19 protein-coding genes are annotated in these 24,028 nt (G+C 63.7%); 9 read left to right on the forward strand and 10 right to left on the reverse strand.

The window, feature by feature from the left end:
• Positions 1-148 precede the first annotated feature (148 nt).
• Together ACIQYU_RS25090 and queD are read left to right on the forward strand one after the other, a co-directional pair.
• Complete coding sequence (locus ACIQYU_RS25090) at positions 149-1,228, forward strand: patatin-like phospholipase family protein (RefSeq protein WP_233687860.1); 1,080 nt, start codon at positions 149-151, stop codon at positions 1,226-1,228.
• Between the two features lie 53 nt (positions 1,229-1,281).
• Positions 1,282-1,638 (forward strand): 6-carboxytetrahydropterin synthase QueD, encoded by a 357-nt coding sequence (queD, locus tag ACIQYU_RS25095; protein ID WP_003256551.1) that lies wholly within the window; start codon positions 1,282-1,284, stop codon positions 1,636-1,638.
• 128 nt (positions 1,639-1,766) lie between these two features.
• On the opposite strand, the gene ACIQYU_RS25100 is transcribed toward queD, so the two are convergent.
• Positions 1,767-2,246 carry a DUF1289 domain-containing protein gene (locus ACIQYU_RS25100; protein ID WP_172827536.1) on the reverse strand — a complete coding sequence of 160 codons (480 nt, stop codon included), beginning with the start codon at positions 2,244-2,246 and terminating at the stop codon, positions 1,767-1,769.
• A gap of 404 nt (positions 2,247-2,650) precedes the next feature.
• Here ACIQYU_RS25100 and acnB point away from each other — a divergent pair, with 404 nt between their 5' ends.
• Positions 2,651-5,260 carry a bifunctional aconitate hydratase 2/2-methylisocitrate dehydratase gene (gene acnB / locus ACIQYU_RS25105; protein WP_207835421.1) on the forward strand — a complete coding sequence of 870 codons (2,610 nt, stop codon included), beginning with the start codon at positions 2,651-2,653 and terminating at the stop codon, positions 5,258-5,260.
• Between the two features lie 175 nt (positions 5,261-5,435).
• Here the strand turns inward: acnB and prpD are convergent, their stop codons facing one another.
• From prpD to ACIQYU_RS25135, 6 genes are all read right to left on the reverse strand, one after another.
• A complete protein-coding gene (prpD, locus tag ACIQYU_RS25110; protein ID WP_207835298.1) occupies positions 5,436-6,920 on the reverse strand; it encodes a 2-methylcitrate dehydratase in 1,485 nt (494 codons plus the stop codon).
• A 64-nt stretch (positions 6,921-6,984) separates the two neighbouring features.
• Entirely contained in the window at positions 6,985-8,175 is a 1,191-nt protein-coding gene (gene prpF, locus ACIQYU_RS25115; RefSeq protein WP_063914029.1) for a 2-methylaconitate cis-trans isomerase PrpF, read from the reverse strand.
• A 134-nt stretch (positions 8,176-8,309) separates the two neighbouring features.
• Entirely contained in the window at positions 8,310-10,898 is a 2,589-nt protein-coding gene (acnD, locus tag ACIQYU_RS25120) for a Fe/S-dependent 2-methylisocitrate dehydratase AcnD (protein WP_402802623.1), read from the reverse strand.
• Positions 10,899-11,067: 169 nt separating this feature from the next.
• Positions 11,068-12,195 (reverse strand): 2-methylcitrate synthase, encoded by a 1,128-nt coding sequence (gene prpC, locus ACIQYU_RS25125; RefSeq protein WP_013971911.1) that lies wholly within the window; start codon positions 12,193-12,195, stop codon positions 11,068-11,070.
• 179 nt (positions 12,196-12,374) lie between these two features.
• Entirely contained in the window at positions 12,375-13,265 is an 891-nt protein-coding gene (gene prpB, locus ACIQYU_RS25130) for a methylisocitrate lyase (protein WP_003259689.1), read from the reverse strand.
• Positions 13,262-13,978, reverse strand: a complete 717-nt coding sequence (locus tag ACIQYU_RS25135; protein ID WP_025338439.1) for a GntR family transcriptional regulator — start codon at positions 13,976-13,978, stop codon at positions 13,262-13,264. Before ACIQYU_RS25135 ends, prpB begins: the two co-directional genes overlap by 4 nt.
• A gap of 329 nt (positions 13,979-14,307) precedes the next feature.
• Between ACIQYU_RS25135 and ACIQYU_RS25140 the strand changes: the two genes are divergently transcribed.
• The 5 genes from ACIQYU_RS25140 (at position 14,308) to ACIQYU_RS25160 (ending at position 19,840) form a co-directional block, all read left to right on the forward strand.
• The gene (locus ACIQYU_RS25140) at positions 14,308-14,844 is read left to right on the forward strand and encodes an ATP-dependent zinc protease (RefSeq protein ID WP_207835273.1); all 537 of its coding nucleotides are present in this window, start codon (positions 14,308-14,310) and stop codon (positions 14,842-14,844) included.
• Between the two features lie 5 nt (positions 14,845-14,849).
• On the forward strand, positions 14,850-16,385 hold the full coding sequence (locus tag ACIQYU_RS25145) for an inactive transglutaminase family protein (RefSeq protein WP_207835271.1): 1,536 nt from the start codon (positions 14,850-14,852) through the stop codon (positions 16,383-16,385).
• A complete protein-coding gene (locus tag ACIQYU_RS25150; RefSeq protein ID WP_063914025.1) occupies positions 16,385-17,365 on the forward strand; it encodes an alpha-L-glutamate ligase-like protein in 981 nt (326 codons plus the stop codon). The genes ACIQYU_RS25145 and ACIQYU_RS25150 overlap by 1 nt, the downstream gene beginning before the upstream one ends.
• A gap of 199 nt (positions 17,366-17,564) precedes the next feature.
• Positions 17,565-18,908 carry an aminodeoxychorismate synthase component I gene (gene pabB / locus ACIQYU_RS25155; RefSeq protein ID WP_207835269.1) on the forward strand — a complete coding sequence of 448 codons (1,344 nt, stop codon included), beginning with the start codon at positions 17,565-17,567 and terminating at the stop codon, positions 18,906-18,908.
• Between the two features lie 197 nt (positions 18,909-19,105).
• On the forward strand, positions 19,106-19,840 hold the full coding sequence (locus ACIQYU_RS25160) for a phosphoadenylyl-sulfate reductase (protein ID WP_207835267.1): 735 nt from the start codon (positions 19,106-19,108) through the stop codon (positions 19,838-19,840).
• Positions 19,841-19,911: 71 nt separating this feature from the next.
• On the opposite strand, the gene cysB is transcribed toward ACIQYU_RS25160, so the two are convergent.
• The 3 genes from cysB to ACIQYU_RS25175 all read right to left on the reverse strand — a co-directional run bounded on the left by cysB (position 19,912) and on the right by ACIQYU_RS25175 (position 22,585).
• Positions 19,912-20,886 (reverse strand): HTH-type transcriptional regulator CysB, encoded by a 975-nt coding sequence (gene cysB, locus ACIQYU_RS25165; protein WP_010953293.1) that lies wholly within the window; start codon positions 20,884-20,886, stop codon positions 19,912-19,914.
• A gap of 128 nt (positions 20,887-21,014) precedes the next feature.
• Entirely contained in the window at positions 21,015-21,512 is a 498-nt protein-coding gene (locus ACIQYU_RS25170) for a universal stress protein (RefSeq protein ID WP_063914023.1), read from the reverse strand.
• 125 nt (positions 21,513-21,637) lie between these two features.
• Entirely contained in the window at positions 21,638-22,585 is a 948-nt protein-coding gene (locus ACIQYU_RS25175; protein WP_207835265.1) for a putative 2-dehydropantoate 2-reductase, read from the reverse strand.
• Positions 22,586-22,816: 231 nt separating this feature from the next.
• Between ACIQYU_RS25175 and ACIQYU_RS25180 the strand changes: the two genes are divergently transcribed.
• Positions 22,817-23,893, forward strand: a complete 1,077-nt coding sequence (locus ACIQYU_RS25180) for a 3-deoxy-7-phosphoheptulonate synthase (RefSeq protein ID WP_063914021.1) — start codon at positions 22,817-22,819, stop codon at positions 23,891-23,893.
• The last annotated feature ends 135 nt before the right edge of the window (positions 23,894-24,028 follow it).

The following is a 24,028-nucleotide window of genomic DNA, read 5'->3' on the forward strand; positions in this document are numbered from 1 at the left end:
AGGATGGCACGGGCTTCGCCCGTGTTCGCGGGCAAGCCCGCTCCCACAGGGGGCGCGCCAGCTTTTAGAAATTGAGCAAGACAGTTGCTCCCACAGGGTATTCGCCTGAAGCCCTATAATGACCCGTCTGTCGTCCAAGAGTCCCGCCATGAGCGCCATTCACATCAAATACCCCGCCCTCACCTTCAAGGCTGGCCAGCGAGCCATGCGGCAGATCCGCGAGCGCGGCCTGCAGGCGGCCGATGTCGGTGTACTGCCGGGTGCGGCAGGCGGGCCGAAACCGCTGGGCATCCAGGGCCTGGACCTGGCGCTGTTCGGTGAATGGCTGCCGTCGGCACCACGCCAGCGTGCGCTGATCGGTGCCTCGATCGGCGCCTGGCGCTTCGCCAGTGCCTGCCTGGAAGACCCGGTTGCAGGCATCCGTCGCCTGGGCGAGCTGTACACCGAGCAGGATTTCGCCAAGGGCGTCACCCCTGCCGAAATCAGCCGCAGCTGCCAACACATGCTCGATGACCTGCTGCAAGGTCGTGACGGCCAGTTGCTGGCCAACCCACACTATCGCCTGAACATCCTGGTGGTGAAGAGCCATGGCCAGCTTGCTCACGACCATCGCGGCCGCCTGGGCCTCGGCCTGGGTTCGGTGATCGCCAGCAACCTGCTCGGCCGTTCGCGCCTGGCCCGGCACTTCGAGCGCATCATCCTGCACGACGACCGCGCCGCGCCGCCGCTCGACACGCTGACCGACTTCCCCTCGCGCTGCCTGCCGCTGGACCTGGCCAACCTGCGCCACGCCCTGCTCGCCTCCGGTTCCATCCCTATGGTCATGGAAGGTGTGAAAGACATCCCCGGTGCAGGTGCAGGCACCTACCGCGACGGCGGCCTGCTCGACTACCACCTCGACCTGCCCTACCGCGGCGACGACCTGGTGCTGTACCCGCACTTCACCGACAAGGTCGTACCCGGCTGGTTCGACAAGGCCCTGCCATGGCGCAAGGGCGATGCTACCCGCCTGCAGAACGTGCTGCTGATGACCCCCTCGCCGCAGTACCTGGCGGCCCTGCCCTACGGCAAGCTGCCCGACCGCAACGACTTCAAGCGCTTCATGGGCGATGCGCCTGGCCGCAGGCGCTACTGGTACAAGGCCATTGCCGAGAGCCAGCGGCTGGGCGACGAGCTGCTGGAGCTGATTGCCACCGGGCGGTTGCATGAACGCCTGCAAGCCTTGTAGCGGCCATGCTGGTAGACTGCGCGCATTCTTGATTCACATAGAGTTATGACAGCGTGGAAATCTTCAAGGAATTCACATTCGAATCGGCCCACCGCCTGCCTCACGTCCCAGCCGGGCACAAATGCGGCCGCCTGCACGGCCACTCGTTCAAGGTCGGCCTGCACCTGACCGGCCCGCTCGACCCGCACACCGGCTGGATCCGCGACTTCGCCGAGATCAAGGCGATCTTCAAGCCGATCTACGAGCAGCTGGACCACAACTACCTGAACGACATCCCGGGCCTGGAAAACCCCACCAGCGAAGTGATCGCCAAGTGGATCTGGGACCAGGTCAAGCCGCTGCTGCCGGAGCTGTCGAAGGTGCGCATTCACGAAACCTGCACCAGCGGGTGTGAATATACCGGCGACTGATTCAAGTCATTTGCCGGTTTCTTCGCGGGTAAACCCGCTCCCACAGTTTCCCACTGCACTCGAGCGCAGTGCTGTACCTGTGGGAGCGGGTTTACCCGCGAAGAGGTCGGCAGAGTCATTACAAGGCTTCAGCCTTGCCCCGCCTCCAAGGCATCGCGCAGGAAGCCGGGGGCGATATAGCGCTGGTAATGCGCTTCTGAAAGCAGGAAGAACTCGCGGTCGATGGCATCGCGCAGCTGCGGCAGCTCCCAATCGCGAAATTCCGGCAGCAGCACCATGCCGTAGGCCTCCAGGTCACGGATCATCCGCGCCCCGCGGGCAATCAGCTGGTACGCCCAGCAATATTCCGACTGCTGCTCGACAAAGCGGATGGAGCGCTGCTCCAGTTGCTGGCGCAGCAGGCCTTTGTCGAACACTTCCAGCTTGGCCATCATCACCTGCACCAGCAGTTGCTCCAGGCGCAGCCACACGGCGCGCTTCTGCGCATCGTCGTAGCCGTTCCAGTGGATCACTTCGTGGTGGAACCGCTTGCAGCCACGGCACACCGTGTCTCCGTACACCGTGGAGCACAGGCCGACGCAAGGGGTCTTGATGGACTTGTTGGACATGAAAAACAACAGCTTGGCGGTGGAACACGGGCCCATGTTAGCCCTTTGTCTAACCAGGGTCACTCGTTAAAGTCATCTTCACCGCCTTACCTTCAGGCTTTTTTTACCGTAGAATCATCCCGCCTTTTCAAGGCAACAATGTCCGTTGGAAGCTGTTTTCAAAGCGTCACGAGCACAGTTCATCCGGTAGAACGGCGTTGGCCCGGGCCATGCATCCCTCGCATGCCCGTGCCAGCCCTCATCAGCTCCCGTTCTGCTGGCGTAAAACTTTGAAAGCAGCTTCTGTAAGGATTCTTTGCGACTCTGGCTGGGCGGCCCACAAAGCCGTGGCAGCGCATGGGTGCATCGAATGCTGGATGAGCGTCCCGGACTCCCTTTAGGGACCACTGATGAGGGTAATAACTGTGCTTGAAGCCTACCGCAAACACATCGAAGAGCGTGCCGCCCTGGGTATCGTGCCCCAGCCGCTGAACGCCGAACAAACTGCAGGCCTGGTCGAGCTGCTGAAAAACCCGCCGGCCGGCGAAGAAGCCTTCCTCGTAGACCTGATCACCCACCGCGTACCACCAGGGGTCGACGAAGCTGCCTACGTCAAGGCCGCTTTCCTCTCCGCCGTTGCCAAGGGCGAAGCCAAGTCGCCTCTGATCGACCGCAAGCACGCCACCGAACTGCTGGGTACCATGCAGGGCGGCTACAACATCGAAACGCTGGTCGCACTGCTGGATGACGCCGAACTGGGCGCCGTCGCGGCCGAACAGCTCAAGCACACCCTGCTGATGTTCGATGCCTTCCACGACGTGGCCGAAAAGGCCAAGGCCGGCAATGTTCACGCCAAGGCCGTGCTGGAGTCCTGGGCTGCCGGCGAGTGGTTCACTTCGCGTCCGGCCATCGCCGACAAGTACACCCTGACCGTGTTCAAGGTGCCTGGCGAAACCAACACCGACGACCTGTCCCCTGCCCCGGACGCCTGGTCGCGCCCTGACATCCCGCTGCACGCCCTGGCCATGCTGAAAATGGCCCGTGACGGCATCGAGCCGCAGCAGCCTGGTTCGGTCGGCCCGCTGGCCCAGATCGAAGCGGTCAAGGCCAAGGGTTTCCCGGTTGCCTACGTCGGTGACGTGGTCGGTACCGGTTCCTCGCGTAAATCCGCCACCAACTCGGTGCTGTGGTTCTTCGGCGACGACATCCCGTACGTACCGAACAAGCGCGCCGGTGGCTTCTGCTTCGGCACCAAGATCGCCCCGATCTTCTACAACACCATGGAAGACGCCGGCGCCCTGCCGATCGAATTCGACTGCACCAACCTGGCCATGGGCGACGTCATCGACGTTTACCCGTTCAAGGGCGAAGTACGCCGTCACGGTAGCGACGAGCTGGTTACCAACTTCGAGCTGAAAACCGAAGTGCTGCTGGATGAAGTCCGCGCTGGCGGCCGTATCCCGCTGATCGTCGGCCGTGGCCTGACCGAAAAAGCCCGCGCCGAGCTGGGCCTGGGTAGCTCCGACCTGTTCAAGAAGCCAGAGCAGCCTGCCGATTCGGGCAAGGGCTTCACCCTGGCACAGAAAATGGTCGGCCGTGCCTGCGGCCTGCCGGAAGGCCAGGGCGTGCGCCCAGGTGCCTACTGTGAGCCGAAGATGACCACCGTCGGTTCCCAGGACACCACTGGCCCGATGACCCGCGACGAGCTGAAAGACCTGGCGTGCCTGGGCTTCTCCGCCGACCTGGTGATGCAGTCGTTCTGCCACACCGCGGCCTATCCGAAGCCGATCGACGTCACCACCCACCACACCCTGCCAGACTTCATCCGCACCCGTGGCGGCGTGTCGCTGCGCCCGGGCGACGGTATCATCCACAGCTGGCTGAACCGCATGCTGATGCCTGACACCGTGGGTACCGGTGGCGACTCGCACACCCGCTTCCCGATCGGCATCTCGTTCCCGGCCGGCTCCGGCCTGGTGGCCTTCGCCGCCGCCACCGGCGTCATGCCGCTGGACATGCCAGAATCCGTGCTGGTGCGCTTCAAGGGCAAACTGCAGCCAGGCATCACCCTGCGTGACCTGGTCCACGCCATCCCTTACTACGCCATCCAGAAGGGCCTGCTGACCGTCGAGAAGAAGGGCAAGAAGAACATCTTCTCCGGCCGCATCCTCGAGATCGAAGGCCTGAACGAGCTGACCGTCGAGCAAGCCTTCGAGCTGTCCGACGCCTCGGCCGAGCGTTCCGCTGCCGGTTGCACCATCAAGCTGCCAGAGAAGGCCATCGCCGAGTACCTGCAGTCCAACATCACCCTGCTGCGCTGGATGATCGGCGAAGGCTACGGCGATGCCCGCACCCTGGAGCGCCGTGCCCAGGCCATGGAAGCCTGGCTGGCCAAGCCTGAGCTGCTGTCGGCCGACGCCGATGCCGAATACGCCGAAATCATCGAAATCGACCTGGCCGACGTGAAAGAGCCTGTGCTCTGCGCGCCGAACGACCCGGACGATGCCCGCCTGCTGTCCTCGGTACAGGGCGAGAAGATCGACGAAGTGTTCATCGGTTCGTGCATGACCAACATCGGCCACTTCCGTGCTGCCGGCAAGCTGCTGGACAAGGTCAAGGGCGGTATCCCGACCCGTCTGTGGCTGGCTCCGCCAACCAAGATGGACGCTCACCAGCTGACCGAAGAAGGCTACTACGGCATCTACGGCAAGGCCGGCGCGCGCATGGAAATGCCAGGCTGCTCGCTGTGCATGGGTAACCAGGCACGCGTGCAGACCGGTTCGACCGTGGTCTCCACCTCGACCCGCAACTTCCCGAACCGTCTGGGCGACGCCACCAACGTGTACCTGGCATCGGCCGAGCTGGCTGCTGTCGCTTCGATCATCGGCAAGCTGCCGACCGTCGAAGAGTACATGCAGTACGCGAAAGACATCGACAGCATGGCTGCCGACGTTTACCGCTACCTGAGCTTCGACCAGATCGCCGAGTTCCGCGAAGCGGCAGAAAACGCCAAGATCCCGGTGGTTCAGGCGTAAGCTGAGTTGTAAGATGTAAAAGAAAGCCCCGGCAGAAATGCCGGGGCTTTCTTGTTTCAACCTGTACCGCCTTTTCGCGGCTAAAGCCGCTCCCACAGGCCCCCCACAGTTTTCCAGGGCTGTGCAGTGCCTTGTGGGAGCGGCTTTAGCCGCGAAGAGGCCAGCCCAGGCAACCTCAGATCACAAACAAATCCACAAACCTGTGCACCGCCATCTGTTCCAGCTTCTGCTGGTCCTTGCACACCTCAAGAATCTCCCCACACCTCTGCCGTGCAAAGCGCGTCGCCAGGTTGTCCCTGAACTTGGCCTCCAGCAACGGTATGCCCTCCCCTCGCCGCCGGCGATGCCCGATCGGGTATTCCACCACCACCTGCTCAGTATTGCTGCCGTCCTTGAAGAACACCTGCAGCGCATTGGCGATCGAGCGCTTGTCCGGCTCCAGGTACTCACGGCTGAAGCGCGGGTCCTCCACCACCTCCATCTTCTCGCGCAGGCGGTCGATGCTTGGGTGGTTGGCATGGAAGGCGTCTTCATAGTGCTCGGCCACCAGGTGACCGAAAATCAGCGGCACCGCCACCATGTACTGCAGGCAGTGGTCGCGGTCGGCGGCATTGGCCAGCGGGCCGCTCTTGGAAATGATGCGGATCGCCGACTCCTGGGTGGTGATGACGATACGGTCGATTTCGTGCAGGCGGTTACGCACCAGTGGATGCAGGGTTACCGCCGCCTCGCAGGCGGTCTGGGCGTGGAACTCGGCCGGGAAACTCACCTTGAACAGCACGTTTTCCATCACGTAGCTACCCAAGGCTTGCGGCACCTGCAACGCTTGCTGCTCGGAAGGCTTGAGTGCCAGGTCCTTGTTGGTGTGGCTGAACAGCACGTCGTAGAAGCCCCACTGCGGCGCCGTGAGCACGCCCGGCACGCCCATCTCGCCACGCAGGGCGATATCGGCCAGGCGCACGCCACGGCTGGAAGCATCGCCAGCGGCCCACGACTTGCGCGAACCGGCGTTGGGCGCGTGGCGGTAGGTGCGCAGCGCCTGGCCATCGACGAAGGCGTGGGACAAGGCTGACAGCATCTGCTCGCGGTTGGCCCCCATCAGCCTGGCACACACGGCCGTGGAGGCTACCTTGACCAGTATCACGTGATCGAGGCCAACACGGTTGAAGGCGTTTTCCAGTGCCAGCACACCCTGGATCTCATGGGCCATGACCATGGCTTCGAGCACGTCACGCATGAGCAACGGCGCCTCACCACCAGCCACGCGTTTCTGCGACAGGTGATCGGCAACGGCCAGGATACCGCCGAGGTTGTCCGAAGGGTGGGCCCATTCGGCCGCCAGCCAAGTGTCGTTGTAGTCCAGCCAGCGCACGGTGCAGCCGATGTCCCAGGCGGCCTTGACCGGGTCGAGGCGGTAGGCGGTGCCGGGGACTCGCGCGCCGTTGGGCACCACGGTGCCTTCTACCTGAGGGCCGAGGAGTTTGGTGCATTCGGGAAAGCGCAAGGCCAGCAGGCCGCAGCCGAGGGTATCCATCAGGCAGTTGCGCGCGGTGTCCAGGGCTTCGGCGGATTCGACCCGGTACGTGAGGGCGTAATCGGCGAGGGTTTGCAGCACCCGGTCATAGTCCGGGCGGGCGTTGAAGTCTACGTTGGCGCTCATATGCAGCTCCTGTGAATTGGGGCTGCACAGCAGCCCTCTCTCGAAGCCGAGCGCCAATGGTGCGTTAGAAGCTATCGCCAGGCACGCGAACCCAGCCTTCCATCAGCACGCGAGCACTGCGGCTCATGATTGCCTTGGTCACTGTCCACTCACCATTCACCTGACGTGCCTCGGCCCCCACCCGCAGGGTGCCCGAGGGGTGGCCGAAACGCACGGCGCTGCGCTCGCCTCCGCCAGCTGCGAGGTTGACCAGCGTGCCGGGAATGGCTGCCGCGGTACCGATGGCCACCGCGGCCGTACCCATCATTGCATGGTGCAACTTGCCCATCGACAAGGCCCGTACCAGCAGGTCGATATCACCCGCCTGCACCGCTTTGCCACTGGACGCAGTGTAGGTGTTCGGTGGCGCGACGAAAGCCACTTTCGGCGTGTGCTGACGCCCGGCAGCCTGGTCGACGTTGTCGATCAGCCCCATGCGCACGGCGCCGTAGGCGCGAATCGTCTCGAAGCGCAGCAGCGCCTGCGGGTCGCCGTTGATGGCGTCCTGCAGCTCGGTACCGGTGTAGCCGATATCCGCCGCATTGACGAAAATGGTCGGGATACCGGCATTGATCAGGGTCGCCTTGAAGGTACCGACACCCGGCACTTCGAGGTCATCGACCAGGTTGCCGGTGGGGAACATAGCCCCGCCGTCGCCATCTTCGTCGGCCGCCGGGTCGAGGAACTCCAGTTGCACCTCGGCGGCCGGGAAGGTTACCCCGTCCAGCTCGAAGTCGCCGGTTTCCTGCACTTCACCTTCGGTGATCGGCACATGGGCGATGATGGTCTTGCCAATGTTGGCCTGCCAGATGCGCACGGTGGCGATGCCGTTGCGCGGAATGCGTGCGGGGTCGACCAGGCCGCTGCTGATGGCGAACGAACCGACCGCGGCGGAAAGGTTGCCGCAGTTGCCGCTCCAGTCGACGAAGGCCTTGTCGATGCTGACCTGGCCGAACAGGTAGTCGACATCGTGTTCAGGCTTGATGCTTTGCGACAGGATCACGGTCTTGCTGGTGCTCGAAGTGGCGCCGCCCATGCCGTCGATCTGCTTGCCGTACGGGTCGGGGCTACCGATCACCCGCAGCAGCAGTGCATCGCGGGCCGGGCCGGGGATTTGCGCCTGCTCGGGCAGGTCTTGCAGGCGGAAGAACACGCCTTTGCTGGTGCCGCCACGGATGTAGGTGGCGGGGATTTTTACTTGCGGTACATGAGCCATGTTCAATTCCTGTCTTGCGCAGCCCCCTGTGGAAGCGGGTTCACCGGCGAAAGCGTCCGATCAGAAAACAATGTTGTATCTGCTGACGCATTCTCGGGTAAACCCGCTCCCACAGAGGACCGCGCTGCTCTTGATTAGGCGGTCGCTTCGAGGAAGTCCTGGGCAAAGCGCTGCAGCACCCCGCCGGCCTCGTAGATCGACACTTCCTCGGCGGTGTCCAGGCGGCAGGTCACCGGTACCTCCAGGCGCTCGCCGTTGGCACGGGTAACCACCAGGGTCAGCGTGGCCCGCGGCGTACGCGCGCCCAGCACGTCATAGGTCTCGCTGCCGTCCAGGCCGAGCGTCTTGCGGTCGGTGCCCGGCTTGAACTCCAGTGGCAGTACGCCCATGCCCACCAGGTTGGTACGGTGAATACGCTCGAAGCCTTCGGCGACGATCGCCTCGACACCGGCCAGGCGCACACCCTTGGCCGCCCAGTCACGGGACGAACCCTGGCCGTAGTCGGCACCGGCGACGATGATCAGTGGCTGCTTGCGATCCATGTAGGTCTCGATGGCCTCCCACATGCGGGTGACCTTGCCTTCCGGCTCGATACGCGCCAGCGAGCCCTGCTTCACGCTACCGTCTTCCTTGCGCACCATTTCGTTGAACAGCTTGGGGTTGGCGAAGGTGGCGCGCTGGGCGGTCAGGTGGTCGCCACGGTGGGTAGCATAGGAGTTGAAGTCCTCTTCCGGCAGGCCCATCTTCGCCAGGTACTCACCGGCAGCACTGTCGAGCATGATGGCGTTGGACGGCGACAGATGGTCGGTGGTGATGTTGTCCGGCAGCACCGCCAGCGGGCGCATGCCGCGCAGGGTACGTTCGCCGGCCAAGGCCCCTTCCCAGTAAGGCGGACGGCGGATGTAGGTGCTCATCGGGCGCCAGTCGTACAGCGGCGCCACTTTCGGCCCACGGTCTTCCTCGATGGCGAACATCGGGATGTACACCTTGCGGAACTGCTCCGGCTTGACCGCGGCACGCACCACGGCGTCGATCTCTTCGTCGCTGGGCCAGATGTCCTTGAGGCGGATTTCCTTGCCATCGACCACGCCCAGCACATCCTTCTCGATGTCGAAGCGGATGGTACCGGCAATGGCGTAGGCTACCACCAGCGGCGGCGAGGCGAGGAAGGCCTGCTTGGCATACGGGTGGATACGCCCGTCGAAGTTGCGGTTGCCCGACAGCACGGCAGTGGCGTAAAGGTCACGGTCGATGATCTCTTGCTGGATCACCGGGTCCAGGGCGCCGGACATGCCGTTGCAGGTGGTGCAGGCGAAGGCGACGATGCCAAAGCCGAGCTGTTCCAGTTCCTTCTCCAGCCCAGCCTCTTCCAGGTACAGCTGCACGGCCTTGGAGCCAGGTGCCAGCGACGACTTGACCCACGGCTTGCGGACCAGGCCCAGCTTGTTGGCATTGCGCGCCAGCAGGCCTGCGGCAATCACGTTGCGCGGGTTGCTGGTGTTGGTGCAGCTGGTGATGGCGGCAATGATCACCGCGCCGTCAGGCATTTGCCCCGGCACTTCTTCCCAGCTACCGGCGATGCCTTTGGCCGCCAGGTCGCTGGTGGCGACGCGGGCATGCGGGTTGGACGGGCCGGCCATGTTGCGCACCACGCTCGACAGATCGAAGCTCAGGGTGCGCTCGTAGATGGCGCCGCCCAGGCTGTCGGCCCACAGGCCGGTGGCCTTGGCATAGGTTTCCACCAGCTTGACCTGCTGTTCTTCGCGACCGGTCAGGCGCAGGTAGTCGATGGTCTGCTGGTCGATGGCGAACATCGCCGCGGTAGCGCCATATTCCGGGGCCATGTTGGAGATGGTGGCACGGTCGCCCAGGGTCAGGGCACGGGCACCCTCGCCGTGGAACTCCAGGTAGGCGCCGACGACTTTCTGCTTGCGCAGGAATTCGGTCAGGGCCAGCACCAGGTCGGTGGCGGTGATGTTCGGCGCCAGCTTGCCGGTCAGCTCGACGCCGACGATTTCCGGCAGGCGCATCCATGAGGCACGGCCGAGCATCACGTTCTCGGCCTCCAGGCCGCCCACGCCAATAGCGATCACGCCCAGGGCGTCGACATGCGGGGTGTGGCTGTCGGTGCCGACGCAGGTGTCCGGGTAGGCCACGCCACGGTCGTTGTGGATCACCGGCGACATCTTCTCCAGGTTGATCTGGTGCATGATGCCGTTGCCCGGCTGGATCACGTCGACGTTCTTGAACGCCTTCTTGGTCCAGTTGATGAAATGGAAGCGGTCTTCGTTGCGGCGGTCTTCGATGGCGCGGTTCTTTTCGAAGGCCTGCGGGTCGAAACCACCGCACTCGACGGCCAGCGAGTGGTCGACGATCAGCTGTACCGGTACCACCGGGTTGACCTGGGCCGGGTCGCCGCCTTTGTCGGCAATGGCGTCACGCAGGCCGGCGAGGTCGACCAGCGCAGTCTGGCCGAGAATGTCATGGCACACCACACGCGCCGGGAACCACGGGAAGTCGAGGTCGCGCTTGCGCTCGATCAGCTGGCCCAGCGAGGCGTCGAGGGTAGCCGGGTCGCAGCGGCGCACCAGGTTTTCGGCGAGTACGCGGGAAGTGTAAGGCAGGCCGTCGTAGGCGCCGGGCTTGATGGCCTCGACCGCCGCGCGGGCATCGAAGTAGTCCAGGTCGGTGCCTGGCAGGTGCTTGCGGAATGCAGTGTTCATATCGTTATCAGGCTCGGTCACGGTATTCGGGGGCAGGTGCGGCTCAGGCCTCGGGGGCGCTACGCGCCCCTTTCGCGACACAAGGCCGCTCCCACTGGTACTGCGCCGTCCCTGTGGGAGCGGCCTTGTGTCGCGAAAGGGCTGCACAGCAGCCCCAGCGATCTATGACTCAGCGCTGTTCGATCGGTACGAACTGGCGCTGCTCGACGCCGACATACTCGGCGCTCGGGCGGATGATGCGGTTGTTGGCACGCTGCTCGAAGACGTGCGCCGCCCAGCCAGTCAGGCGCGAGCAGACGAAGATCGGGGTGAACAGCTTGGTCGGGATGCCCATGAAGTGGTACGCCGAGGCATGGTAGAAGTCGGCGTTGGGGAACAGGCGCTTCTGCTCCCACATGGTCTTGTCGATGGCTTCGGAAACCGGGTACAGCACCTTGTCGCCCACTTCGTCAGCCAGTTGCTTCGACCAGCCCTTGATCACCTCGTTGCGCGGGTCGGACTCTTTATAGATGGCATGGCCAAAGCCCATGATCTTGTCCTTGCGCTCGAGCATGCGCAGCAGCTCGGCAGTGGCTTCCTGCGGGCTCTGGAAGCGCTCGATCAGCTCCATCGCTGCCTCGTTGGCACCACCGTGCAGCGGGCCGCGCAGCGAACCGATGGCCGCGGTGACGCAGGAGTACAGGTCGGACAGGGTCGAGGCGCAGACGCGGGCGGTGAAGGTCGAGGCGTTGAACTCGTGCTCGGCGTAGAGAATCAGCGACACGTTCATGACCTTGACGTGCAACTCGCTCGGCTTCTTGCCGTGCAGCAAGTGCAGGAAGTGGCCACCGAGGGTGTCTTCGTCACTGGTGCAGTCGATGCGCACGCCGTCGTGGGTGAAGCGGTACCAATAGCACATCACCGCCGGGAACAGCGCCAGCAGGCGGTCGGTCTTGTCGCGCTGGGCCTCGAAGGTCAGTTCGGGCTCCAGGGTGCCCAGCACCGAGCAACCCGTGCGCATCACGTCCATCGGGTGGGCGTCACGCGGGATGCGCTCGAGCACTTCCTTCAGGGCTTGAGGCAGGTCACGCAGGCCCTTGAGCTTGCGCTTGTAGTCGGCCAGCTCGGCCTTGCTCGGCAGCTCACCGTACAGCAGCAGGTAGGCGACCTCCTCGAACTCGGCACCGGCGGCCAGGTCACGCACGTCGTAACCACGGTAGGTCAGCCCGGCACCGGCCTGGCCCACGGTCGACAGCGCGGTCTGGCCGGCCACCTGGCCGCGCAGGCCTGCGCCACTGAGTACTTTTGCTTCGGCCATGGTGTTTCTCCTTTCTTGAACTTGTTATGGAAGTCTGGCTAATCGTTGAAACCTGTGCCGGCCCCTTCGCGGGTAAACCCGCTCCCACAGGGTTCCACAGGCATCGAGCATCACGCCGTACTTGTGGGAGCGGGTTCACCCGCGAAGAGGCCAGCCGCTCCAATGCAAATCTTTGACCTTCAGCCCTTCTTCTGGGCAAACAACGCATCGAGGCTCTGCTCGAAGGCGTGATAACCAATGGCATCGTAGAGTTCCATGCGGGTCTGCATGGTGTCGATCACGTTCTTCTGCGTACCGTCACGGCGCAGCGCGGTGTACACGTTCTCGGCCGCCTTGTTCATGGCGCGGAACGCCGACAGCGGGTACAGCACCAGCGACACGTCGACCGAGGCCAGCTCTTCGGTGGTATACAACGGCGTCGCGCCAAACTCGGTGATGTTGGCCAGGATCGGTGCCTTCACCCGGTCGGCAAAGGTCTTGTACATCTGCAGTTCGGTGATGGCTTCCGGGAAGATCATGTCGGCGCCAGCCTCGACGCAGGCGGCGGCGCGGTCCAGGGCGGCGTTCAAGCCCTCGACGGCCAGGGCGTCGGTACGCGCCATGATCACGAAACTGTCATCGGTACGGGCATCGACTGCGGCCTTGATGCGGTCGACCATTTCCTGCTGGCTGACGATTTCCTTGTTCGGGCGGTGGCCGCAGCGCTTGGCGCCAACCTGATCCTCGATATGGATGGCGGCAGCGCCGAACTTGCTCATCGAGCGCACGGTACGGGCGACGTTGAAGGCCGAGGCACCGAAACCGGTGTCGACATCCACCAGCAGCGGCAGGTCGCACACGTCGGTGATGCGGCGCACGTCGGTGAGTACGTCGTCCAGGCCACTGATGCCCAGGTCCGGCAGGCCCAGTGAACCGGCGGCGACGCCGCCACCGGACAGGTAGATGGCCTTGAAGCCGGCGCGCTTGGCCAGCAGGGCATGGTTGGCGTTGATGGCGCCAACCACCTGCAGCGGATGTTCAGCGGCAACGGCGTCGCGGAAACGCTGACCGGGGGTGCTCTTCACAGTCATTTCTCACCTCGTGGGCTGTTGTTGTGGGCGTCCAGGTAGTGACGCTCGATATTGCGCTTGGACGCGCCGATGTGGCGGCGCATCAGGAGTTCGGCCAGCTCGCCGTCACGGTCGGCGATGGCATCGAGAATGCGGTGGTGTTCGGCAAAGGCCTGGCGTGGCCGATTGGGCGTGGCGGAAAACTGGATGCGGTACATGCGCACCAGCTGGTACAGCTCGCCGCAGAGCATCTTGACCAGGGTCTGGTTACCGCTGCCCTGGATGATCCGGTAATGGAAGTCGTAGTCGCCTTCCTGCTGGTAATAGCCCAGGCCGGCCTGGAACGCGGCATCGCGCTCGTGGGTGTCGAGCACACGGCGCAGTTCGTCGATGTCGGCCTGGCTCATGCGTTCGGCGGCCAGGCGGCAGGCCATGCCTTCCAGCGATTCGCGAATTTCGTACAGCTCGATCAGTTCGGCGTGGTTGAGCGACACCACCCGCGCCCCCACATGCGGCACGCGCACCAGCAGGCGCTGGCCTTCGAGGCGGTGGATGGCCTCGCGCAGCGGCCCGCGGCTGATGCCGTAGGTACGCGCCAGCTCCGGCTCGGAAATCTTGCTGCCGGGGGCGATATCGCCCTTGACGATGGCCGCCTGGATGCGCCGGAAGACGTTTTCGGACAAGGTTTCCGTTTCGTCAGCCAGCACCGGGCTGGGGGTGGAGAGGTCCTGCATATTGTCGACACCTTGCAAATCTCTTTGCCAGAAATTAGCTAATTCGACCGAAGCAGTCAAAGACAAAATGAACATTGTCGACAATCGTCTAAGAACGAACTAACGCCGCCCCGGTGCTGTCTGATCGCGCACCGCTGGCGTCAAGGCGCCGGCGTGATAGAATGCCGCGCCTCCGATGGAGTATGGATAGCCTGTCTGTCATACATTCATGCTGTTGACAGATGAACGAGGAAGCTTGCGCAGTCGCTGCCAGTCGCCTTGCCCTGAACACGGCTCTGAACATGGCTTTGAAAACAGCCCCGAACCTTGCACTGCACCGCGCCAGGAATATGAGACTTACACCCGCATTATTGCTGCTCTGCCTCACCCTGCTGCCGGCCCTTGGCCAGGCTGCAGGCAAGACCGTGTACGGTCTCAACGAATATGCACGCCTGGGCGACCTGGACCTGGAAGTGGCCGCCAAGCTCGACACCGGCGCCAAGACCGCGTCGCTCAGCGCCCGCGACATCAAGCGTTTCAAGCGCAATGGCGAAAGCTGGGTGCGCTTCTACCTGGCCATCGACGCCGCCCATTCGCACCCCATCGAACGCCCGCTGGCACGTGTAAGCAAGATCAAGCGCCGGGCCGGCGACTATGATGCTGAATCGGGCAAGGCCTACACCGCACGCCCGGTCATCGAACTTGAAATCTGCATGGGCCAGGCCGTGCGCACCATCGAAGTCAACCTCACCGACCGCAGCGCCTTCCAGTTCCCGCTGCTGATCGGCTCCGAGGCGCTCAAGCACTTCGACGCGCTGGTCGACCCAAGCCTTAAATACGCGGCCGGCAAACCTGCCTGTGCCACCGAAGCTCCCAAAGCAGAGTAATCCCGATGCGCTCTCTTACCCTCCATCTGAAAGTCCTGATCACCGTGCTGGTGCTGTTGGGCGTGGCGGTCACGGCTTATCAGATCTTCGTACTCGGCATCCCGGTAACCGAGGATGAAACCGACGACCTGTGGAACATCGACGCCAAGGTCGAGTTCGTGGCCAGCACCAAGGACCCGGTCAAGGTGCAGATGTTCGTGCCACCGCTGAACCGCGACTACGTCAGCCTCAACGAGAGCTTCATCTCCAACAACTACGGGGTGAGCGTCAACCGTGCCGACGGCAACCGCAAGGTCACCTGGTCGGCCCGCCGCGCCAGCGGCAACCAGACCCTCTACTACCGCCTGGTGCTGACCAAGCGCTACAGCAACGAGAAGACCACGGTCAAAGGCCCGACCTTCCGTGACAGCCTGGCAGTGGAAGGCCCCGAGAAGATCGCCGCCGAGGCCCTGATGGCGCCGATCCGCCAGCACTCGGCCGACGTCGAGACCTTCGTCAGCGAGACCATCAAGCGGGTCAACAACCTCAACGACGACAACGTCAAGCTGCTGCTGGCCGGCGACACCACGACCATGAAGAAGGCCCAGGTCATCGACCTGCTGCTGTCGATCGCCCACGTACCGATGGAGAAGGTGCACACCATCCGCCTGGTGGCCGACACCCCGCAAACCCCGGAACTGTGGCTGCGCAGCTTCAACGGTACCGACTGGCTGTACTTCAACCCGGACACCGGCGAGCAGGGCCTGCCCAGCGATCGCCTGCTGTGGTGGACCGGTGACGACAACCTGATCACCGTCGATGGCGGCAAAAAGGCCAACGTTACCTTCAGCATGAACAACAGCGAGATGAACGCCATCCGCCTGGCCAAGCTGACCGACGAGAATACCGACGCCGACTTCCTCGAATATTCGCTGTACGGCCTGCCGCTGCAAACCCAGCAAACCTTCATGATCATGGTGATGATCCCGATCGGCGTGCTGGTGATCCTGGTGCTGCGCAACCTGATCGGCCTGCAGACCCTGGGTACCTTCACCCCGGTGCTGATCGCCCTGGCCTTCCGCGAGACGCAGTTGGGCTTCGGTATCATGCTGTTCACGGTAATTACCGCGCTGGGCCTGTCGCTGCGCTCGTACCTGGAACACCTGAAGCTGCAAATGCTGCCACGCCTGTCGGTGGTACTGACCTTCGTCGTGGTGCTGATCGCAGCCATCAGCCTGTTCAGCCACAAGCTGGGCCTGGAGCGCGGGCTGTCGGTAGCACTGTTCCCGATGGTGATCCTGACCATGACCATCGAGCGCCTGTCCATTACCTGGGAAGAGCGTGGCGGCGGCCATGCCATGAAAGTGGCCATCGGCACCCTGTTCGCCGCTTCCCTGGCGCACCTGTTGATGATGGTGCCGGAGCTGGTGTACTTCGTGTTCACCTTCCCTGCCGTGCTGTTGATCCTGGTGGGCTTCATGCTGGCGATGGGTCGCTACCGCGGCTACCGCCTGACCGAGCTCGTGCGCTTCAAGGCATTCCTGAAGAAGGCTGACGCCTGATGTTTGGTCTGATCAAGACATGGAAAGCCCTGGAGGCCCGGGGCATCATGGGTATCAACCGGCGCAACGCGGACTACGTGTTGAAGTACAACAAGCGCCACCTGTACCCGATCGTCGACGACAAGATCATCACCAAGGAGCGTGCCCTGGCGGCCGGTATCCATGTGCCGGAAATGTACGGCATCATCGAGACCGAAAAAGAGATCGAGAAACTCCACCAGATCATCGGTGGGCGCAGCGATTTCGTCATCAAGCCGGCGCAGGGCGCCGGCGGTGACGGCATTCTGGTGATCGCCGACCGCTTCGAGGACCGCTACCGCACGGTGTCGGGCAAGATCATCAGCCACGAGGAAATCGAGCACCAGATCTCGAGCATCCTCACCGGCCTGTACTCGCTGGGCGGCCACCGCGACCGCGCGCTGATCGAGTACCGGGTAACCCCCGACCAGATCTTCAAGAGCATCAGCTACGAAGGCGTGCCGGACATCCGTATCATCGTGTTGATGGGCTACCCGGTGATGGCCATGCTGCGCCTGCCGACCCGCCAGTCCGGCGGCAAGGCCAACCTGCACCAGGGCGCCATCGGCGTCGGTGTCGACCTGGCCACCGGCGTGACCCTGCGCGGCACCTGGCTGAACAACATCATCAGCAAGCACCCGGACACCACCAACGCGGTGGATGGCGTGCAACTGCCGAACTGGGACGGCTTCATGAAGCTGGCCGCCGGCTGCTACGAGCTGTGCGGCCTGGGCTACATCGGTGTCGACATGGTGCTGGACCAGGACAAGGGGCCGCTGATTCTCGAGCTCAACGCCCGCCCGGGCCTGAACATCCAGATCGCCAACGACTGCGGCCTGACCCAGCGTACCCATGCCATCGAGGCGCACATCGAAGCACTGGCCAAGGATGGCATCAGCGAAGATGCCGAACAGCGCGTGCGGGTATCGCAAGGCTTGTTCGGGCACGTGCACCCGCGCTGAAATCGCCGGGGCTGCTGCGCAGCCCATCGCAACACAAGGCCGCTCCTACAGGATCACGCAATCTCCTGTAGGAGCGGCCTTGTGTCGCGATAGGGCCGCAAGGGCGAAACACAGTGTTTGAATGTCGCCACAAAGCTAGGCGCATTTCCTGCACAGGTCTACAATCGCCCTCCTCGCTTTTACATCGCCGTCCACACTGATGCCGACCTGTACGCTCCACCCCCTGCCCTACCAGCCCGACCCTGCCGCCTATTTCGCCCGCCTGCGCCAGGCCCCCGGTGCGATCCTGCTGGACAGCGCCCGCCCCGGCGCCGAGCGCGGCCGCTTCGACCTGCTCAGCGCCTGGCCGCTGCAACACTTGCAGGCGCAGCCCGACGAAGATGGCCGCGCCTTCCTCCAGCGCCTGCGCGACGGCCTGGCGCAACTGGGCCACGCACAGCTGCCCGCAGGCAGTGAGCTGCCATTCGCCGGCGGCCTGATCGGCTATCTGAGCTATGACTTCGGCCGCCGCCTGGAACACCTGCCCAGCCTGGCCGTGGACGACCTCGGCCTGCCAGACGCGCAACTGGGCCTGTATGCCTGGGCGCTGGTCACCGACCACCAGTGCGCGACCAGCCAGCTGGTATTCCACCCGAGCCTGTCGGGCAGCGAATGCGAACGCCTGATTGCCCTGTTCGAAGCTGTCGACAACGCTGAAAGCGGCAGCTTCCAGCTACTTGCGCCGATGGCCGGCGACCTGCAGCCCGAGCAGTACAAGGCTGCCTTTGACCAGGTGCAGCGTTATATCCAGGCCGGCGACTGCTATCAGATCAACCTTACCCAGCGCTTCCGCGCGCCCTGCCAGGGCGACCCGTGGCACGCTTACCAGGCCCTGCGCAAAGCCTGCCCCACACCCTTCTCCGGCTACCAGCAACTGGCCGACGGCAGCGCCCTGCTGAGTTTTTCGCCCGAGCGCTTCATCCGCGTCAGCCAGCGCCAGGTGGAAACCCGGCCGATCAAGGGCACCCGCCCACGCGCCAGCAACCCGGCCGAGGACGCGCGCAATGCCGAGGAGCTGCTGCATAGCCCCAAGGATCGCTCGGAAAACCTGATGATCGTCGACCTGCTGCGCAACGACCTGGGACGCACCTGCGAGATCGGTTCGGTGAAGGTGCCGGAGCTGTTCAGCCTGGAGAGCTACCCCAACGTGCACCACCTGGTCAGCAGCATTACCGGCCAACTGGCCAGCGACAAGGACGCCCTGGACCTGATCGGCGACAGTTTCCCCGGTGGCTCGATCACCGGCGCCCCGAAAATCCGCGCCATGCAGATCATCGACGAACTGGAGCCGGCGCGCCGGGCGCTGTACTGCGGCTCACTGCTTTACGTGGACGTGCGCGGCGAGATGGACAGCTCGATTGCCATTCGCAGCCTGCTGGTCAAGGGCGGACAGGTCAGCTGCTGGGGCGGCGGCGCGGTGGTGGCCGACTCCGAGTGGCAGGCCGAGTATGAAGAGTCGATTGCCAAGGTGCGGGTGTTGATGGAGACCCTGCAAGGCTTGTGATCGGTGGTGAATTCTTCGCGGGCACACCCGCTCCCACAGGGTACAGCGCACATCTGTCATGCTTGCACGTATCCTGTGGGAGCGGGCGAGCCCGCGAAGCAGCCACCACCGACTCCAAGTCCGTCTACCCCGCCATTTTTTGTTACCATCACCTTACTACGAGCGCACAGCGCCACAGCCACGATGGAAACCGCCTGATGAGCCAACCCTTCGACGTCGCCGCCCTGGCCGCGACCTATGCCAACAAGTCCCCGCAGGACATCCTCAAGCTTGCCTTCGAGCACTTTGGTGATGACCTGTGGATCTCCTTCAGCGGCGCCGAGGACGTGGTGCTGGTGGACATGGCCTGGAAGCTGAACAAGCAGGTCAAGGTGTTCAGCCTCGACACCGGCCGCCTGCACCCGGAGACCTACCGGTTCATCGACCAGGTGCGCGAGCAGTACAACCTGCCGATCGAAATCCTCAGCCCCGACCGCGCCAAGCTCGACCCGTTCGTCAAGGAAAAGGGCTTGTTCAGCTTCTACAAGGACGGCCACGGCGAATGCTGCGGCATCCGCAAGATCGAGCCGCTGCGCCGCAAGCTGGCCACCGTAAGCGCCTGGGCCACCGGCCAGCGCCGCGACCAGAGCCCGGGTACCCGCAGCCAGGTGGCGGCCCTGGAAATCGACAGCGCCTTCTCCACCCCCGAGCGCACCCTGTACAAGTTCAACCCGCTGGCGCAGATGACCAGCGAGGAAGTGTGGGGTTATATCCGCATGCTGGAGCTGCCGTACAACAGCCTGCATGAGCGCGGCTTCATCAGCATTGGCTGCGAGCCCTGCACCCGCCCGGTGCTGCCAAACCAGCATGAGCGTGAAGGGCGCTGGTGGTGGGAAGAGTCGACGCAGAAGGAATGCGGGTTGCACGCTGGCAACCTGATCAGCAAGGCATAAACGACTGGGGCCGTTGTAGGAGCGGGTTCACCCGCTCCCACAGGGGCCGTGAGGCCCCCAATATTTCTTGATCAGTGCACCGGCAGTTCGACGCCTTCGAACAGCTCTTCCAGCTCTTGCTTGTTATGGCACTGAATGGCCTTGGCCATCACTTCACGGGTCAGGTGCGGGGCGAACTTCTCGATGAAGTCGCACATGAAGCCACGCAGGAAGGTGCCACGGCGGAAGCCGATCTTGGTGATACTGGCTTCGAACAGCTCGCTGGCATCCAGGGCCACCAGGTCGCTGTCCAGCTTGGCGTCCACGGCCATGCCAGCGACGATACCCACGCCCAACCCCAGGCGCACATAAGTCTTGATCACGTCGGCGTCTGCCGCAGTGAACACCACCTTCGGCGTGAGACCACGGTGGTTGAAGGCCTCGTCCAGCTTGGAGCGCCCGGTGAACCCGAATACATAGGTGACAATCGGGTATTCGGCGACGGCTTCCAGGGTCAGCTTCGGCAGCTTGGCCAGCGGGTGACCTTGCGGCACCACCACGCAGCGGTTCCACTTGTAGCACGGCATCATGATCAGGTCGCCGAACAGTTCCAGCGCCTCGGTGGCGATGGCGAAGTCGACGGTACCATCCGCGGCCATCTCGGCAATCTGCATGGGCGAACCCTGGTGCATGTGCAAGGACACTTCCGGGTACTGCTTGATGAAGCTGCTGATCACCGGCGGCAAGGCATAACGCGCCTGGGTGTGAGTGGTGGCGATGGACAGCGTGCCCTTCTTCTCGTTGGAGAACTCCTGGGCAATCTGCTTGATGCTTTCGACCTTGCGCAGGATTTCGCCGGCGGTATTGATGATGCGCTCACCTGCCGGGGTGACGCGGGTCAGGTGCTTGCCGCTGCGGGCAAAGACTTCAACACCCAGTTCATCCTCGAGCAGGCGGATCTGCTTGCTGATACCTGGCTGGGAGGTATACAGGCTCTGCGCCGTCGCGGAGACGTTGAGGTCATGGTGCGCCACTTCCCAGATGTAGCGCAGTTGTTGAAGCTTCATAGGTTCCCCTCGGTTCAGCGATGAGTCCGCGGCAGCAGGCAGCGACGATATATAACTATATTAGTGGTTCTGGAAATAAATCTAGAACTATTTTGTTACATACCCCCGGAAATAGCCTACGGCTATCTTCATGCTTTCCTACGCCCCAAATGCTGCGCCAGCGGCACCATGTACACCGGCACCGGCGACAGCTGCAGCAGCCGCACCGCCGTGCGCCCCAATGGCACATCCACGCCGGCGCCGGCACTGTGGCTACCGAAAATCAGCAAGTCGACACTCAGCCGCTGCGCCTGCTCGAGGATCACCTGAGCCGGGTCGCCCTGACGCACCCGCACGGCCCTGATCACCGCCAGGTCGGCCTCCTCGCCCAGCTCGTCTCGAAAGTTTTCCAGCACGCGCTGCTCGATATTGGCCATCACCGTGTTCACCCCTTGGCTGTGCAGCTGGTCGAGCGTCTGTTCATCAAGGTAGCTTTGCAGGAGGGATTCAGCGAACTGCCCCATGGGTTCTACCGCGTGGATCACATACAACTCGGCGCCGAATGTGCGCGCCAGCGCCAGCGCGTGTTGCATGACAAAAGGGGCGTAGACACCGAGGTCGGTGGCGTACAGCATGGAGTGGATCATTCGACCTCCTCGACTGCCACTGCGGCAGAGCAAGCTTCAGCTTAGCAGCGCGCCGGACACGCGCTTTGCCGTCCGGCGTGCTGCTGCCGCGGGCTGCAGAGCCCCGGCGAGGCCAACGCCCCCCCTTAGCGGGGCTGCTTGCCGCGGTCGATAAAGGCCAGCGCCTGGTACAGCATTTCCATTCGCGGCAAGTGGCAGCCTGCCGCACGCGCCTGCGCCAACGGCTCGGCATAGATGGCCTGCAGCTCCAGCGGGCGCTTGTGGACATGGTCGTGGTACATGCTGGGCCAGTAGTCGGGCATGCGCTCGGTCACCTGGAACAGGTGCTCGGCATACCCCTCGGCCAACACATGGCCACACGCCGCCGCGCCCTGCACCACCTCGGCCATCAAGGCCTGGACAAGGGCGCGACTATGGCTGTCGGCCATCAGCGGCGTGGTACTGGCGCCGAGCAGCACCGACAGGCCGTTGTAGGGCACGTTCCACACCAGCTTCTGCCAGCGTGCCTGGGCCAGGTCGGGCATGGCCTGCGAGTCGATGCCCGCGGCCTGGAACAACCCCGCGCCTTCATTGACCAGCGCGACACCGCCATCGCTGGCCGGCCCGCTGTGGTAACCGAGGTTGACCGCGCCCAGGGCCTGGTGGCGGATCACGCCGGGCGCCTGGCGGTTGACGCAGATGAAACACAGGCCGCCAAGCAGGTGCATGTCACTGCGCAAGGCGGGGCGCAACTGCTCCTCCACGCCCAGGCCGTTCTGCAGCAGTACCACCTTGGCGCCCGGCGCGGCCACCTGCACGATCAGCGGCGCCAACTGGTCATTGCTGGTAGCCTTGGCCCCTACCAGCAGCCAGTCGCAGGGCGGCATGTCGGCGGCACTGGCATAGGCCTGCACCTTCATTTGCAAGGTGCCGTGAACGGCACTGTCCAGCGCCAACCCTTGCTCGCGGACAACCTCGTACTCGCTGCGCAACAGGAAATGCACATCGAAGCCGGCCCGGGCCAGCATCAACCCATAGAAGCCGCCGATGGCGCCACTGCCAATGATGCCGATACGTGGTGTGTGCGGATGCATGCCGATCTCCAGGTAAAAGTCAGCCCTCTTTTTACACAGGTTGTGCAGCGCTGGGCAGCCCATGCGCGGCAAACACCTGCCATCTCGGAAAAACCCCACACGGACTGGGCCTGGCCCATTGTCGCGCCACCTGTAACGCGCTAAGGTTCGGCTCCCCGCTGCGATTATTCTTGCTGCTGGGCCGCACGGGGATAGTTGGCGGCCGGCACCCGTGACCTGACGAGTAACACGATGGCTGATTTACCGATCGATGACTTGAACGTTGCCTCCAACGAGACCCTGATCACCCCCGATCAGCTCAAGAAGGAAATCCCCCTCAGCGCCAAGGCCCTGCAGACCGTGACTGCCGGCCGTGAAGTGGTGCGCAATATTCTCGACGGCAAGGACCATCGCCTGTTCGTCGTGGTCGGCCCTTGCTCGATCCACGACATCAAGGCCGCCCACGAGTACGCCGAGCGCCTGAAAGTGCTGGCCGAGGAAGTGTCCGACACGCTGTACCTGGTCATGCGCGTGTATTTCGAAAAACCGCGCACCACCGTCGGCTGGAAAGGCCTGATCAACGACCCGTACCTGGATGACTCGTTCAAGATCCAGGATGGCCTGCACATCGGCCGCAAGTTGCTGCTGGACCTGGCCGAAATGGGCCTGCCGACCGCCACCGAAGCGCTCGACCCGATTTCCCCGCAGTACCTGCAAGACCTGATCAGCTGGTCGGCCATCGGCGCCCGCACCACCGAATCGCAGACCCACCGCGAGATGGCTTCGGGCCTGTCCTCGGCAGTCGGCTTCAAGAACGGCACCGACGGCGGCCTGACCGTTGCCATCAACGCCCTGCAGTCGGTGTCCAAGCCGCACCGCTTCCTCGGCATCAACCAGGAAGGCGGCGTGTCGATCGTCACCACCAAGGGCAACCCGTACGGCCACGTGGTACTGCGCGGCGGCAACGGCAAGCCGAACTACGACTCGGTCAGCGTCGCCCTCTGTGAACAGGACCTGGCCAAGGCCAGGATCAAGGCCAACATCATGGTCGACTGCAGCCACGCCAACTCCAACAAGGACCCGGCCCTGCAACCGCTGGTAATGGAGAACGTCGCCAACCAGATCCTCGAAGGCAACCAGTCGATCATCGGCCTGATGGTCGAAAGCCACCTGAACTGGGGCTGCCAGTCGATTCCGAAGAATCTGGACGAGCTGCAGTATGGCGTGTCGATCACCGATGCCTGCATCGACTGGTCGGCTACCGAGAAGACCCTGCGCAGCATGCGCGCCAAGCTGAAGGATGTGCTGCCGCAGCGCAAGCGCGGCTGATACAAGAAAGCGGGGCCGCGGGGGGGGCCCCCCCCCCCCCCCCCCGCCCGGGGGGGGCCGGCGGGCCCCCCTGTGTTTTAGATACAAAAAAAGCAGCAGTAGCCCGGGGGGGGCGCCCACGGCGCGCCCCCAAAA

Origin of the sequence: Pseudomonas sp. NPDC096925 (genome assembly GCF_044762545.1) — a bacterium.
GTDB lineage: Bacteria > Pseudomonadota > Gammaproteobacteria > Pseudomonadales > Pseudomonadaceae > Aquipseudomonas.

Excerpts from the sequence above, each read along its gene's own strand:
- ACIQYU_RS25180 (WP_063914021.1), top strand. The coding sequence starts at position 22,817 with ATGGCTGATTTACCGATCGATGACTTGAACGTTGCCTCCAACGAGACC.
- cysB (WP_010953293.1), bottom strand. The coding sequence starts at position 20,886 with ATGAAGCTTCAACAACTGCGCTACATCTGGGAAGTGGCGCACCATGAC.
- prpC (WP_013971911.1), bottom strand. The coding sequence starts at position 12,195 with ATGGCCGAAGCAAAAGTACTCAGTGGCGCAGGCCTGCGCGGCCAGGTG.
- acnD (WP_402802623.1), bottom strand. The coding sequence starts at position 10,898 with ATGAACACTGCATTCCGCAAGCACCTGCCAGGCACCGACCTGGACTAC.
- ACIQYU_RS25135 (WP_025338439.1), bottom strand. The coding sequence starts at position 13,978 with ATGCAGGACCTCTCCACCCCCAGCCCGGTGCTGGCTGACGAAACGGAA.
- pabB (WP_207835269.1), top strand. The coding sequence starts at position 17,565 with ATGCCGACCTGTACGCTCCACCCCCTGCCCTACCAGCCCGACCCTGCC.
- ACIQYU_RS25100 (WP_172827536.1), bottom strand. The coding sequence starts at position 2,246 with ATGTCCAACAAGTCCATCAAGACCCCTTGCGTCGGCCTGTGCTCCACG.
- ACIQYU_RS25170 (WP_063914023.1), bottom strand. The coding sequence starts at position 21,512 with ATGATCCACTCCATGCTGTACGCCACCGACCTCGGTGTCTACGCCCCT.
- ACIQYU_RS25175 (WP_207835265.1), bottom strand. The coding sequence starts at position 22,585 with ATGCATCCGCACACACCACGTATCGGCATCATTGGCAGTGGCGCCATC.
- ACIQYU_RS25145 (WP_207835271.1), top strand. The coding sequence starts at position 14,850 with ATGCGCTCTCTTACCCTCCATCTGAAAGTCCTGATCACCGTGCTGGTG.
- ACIQYU_RS25090 (WP_233687860.1), top strand. The coding sequence starts at position 149 with ATGAGCGCCATTCACATCAAATACCCCGCCCTCACCTTCAAGGCTGGC.
- ACIQYU_RS25140 (WP_207835273.1), top strand. The coding sequence starts at position 14,308 with ATGAGACTTACACCCGCATTATTGCTGCTCTGCCTCACCCTGCTGCCG.
- ACIQYU_RS25160 (WP_207835267.1), top strand. The coding sequence starts at position 19,106 with ATGAGCCAACCCTTCGACGTCGCCGCCCTGGCCGCGACCTATGCCAAC.
- prpD (WP_207835298.1), bottom strand. The coding sequence starts at position 6,920 with ATGAGCGCCAACGTAGACTTCAACGCCCGCCCGGACTATGACCGGGTG.
- prpB (WP_003259689.1), bottom strand. The coding sequence starts at position 13,265 with ATGACTGTGAAGAGCACCCCCGGTCAGCGTTTCCGCGACGCCGTTGCC.
- ACIQYU_RS25150 (WP_063914025.1), top strand. The coding sequence starts at position 16,385 with ATGTTTGGTCTGATCAAGACATGGAAAGCCCTGGAGGCCCGGGGCATC.
- prpF (WP_063914029.1), bottom strand. The coding sequence starts at position 8,175 with ATGGCTCATGTACCGCAAGTAAAAATCCCCGCCACCTACATCCGTGGC.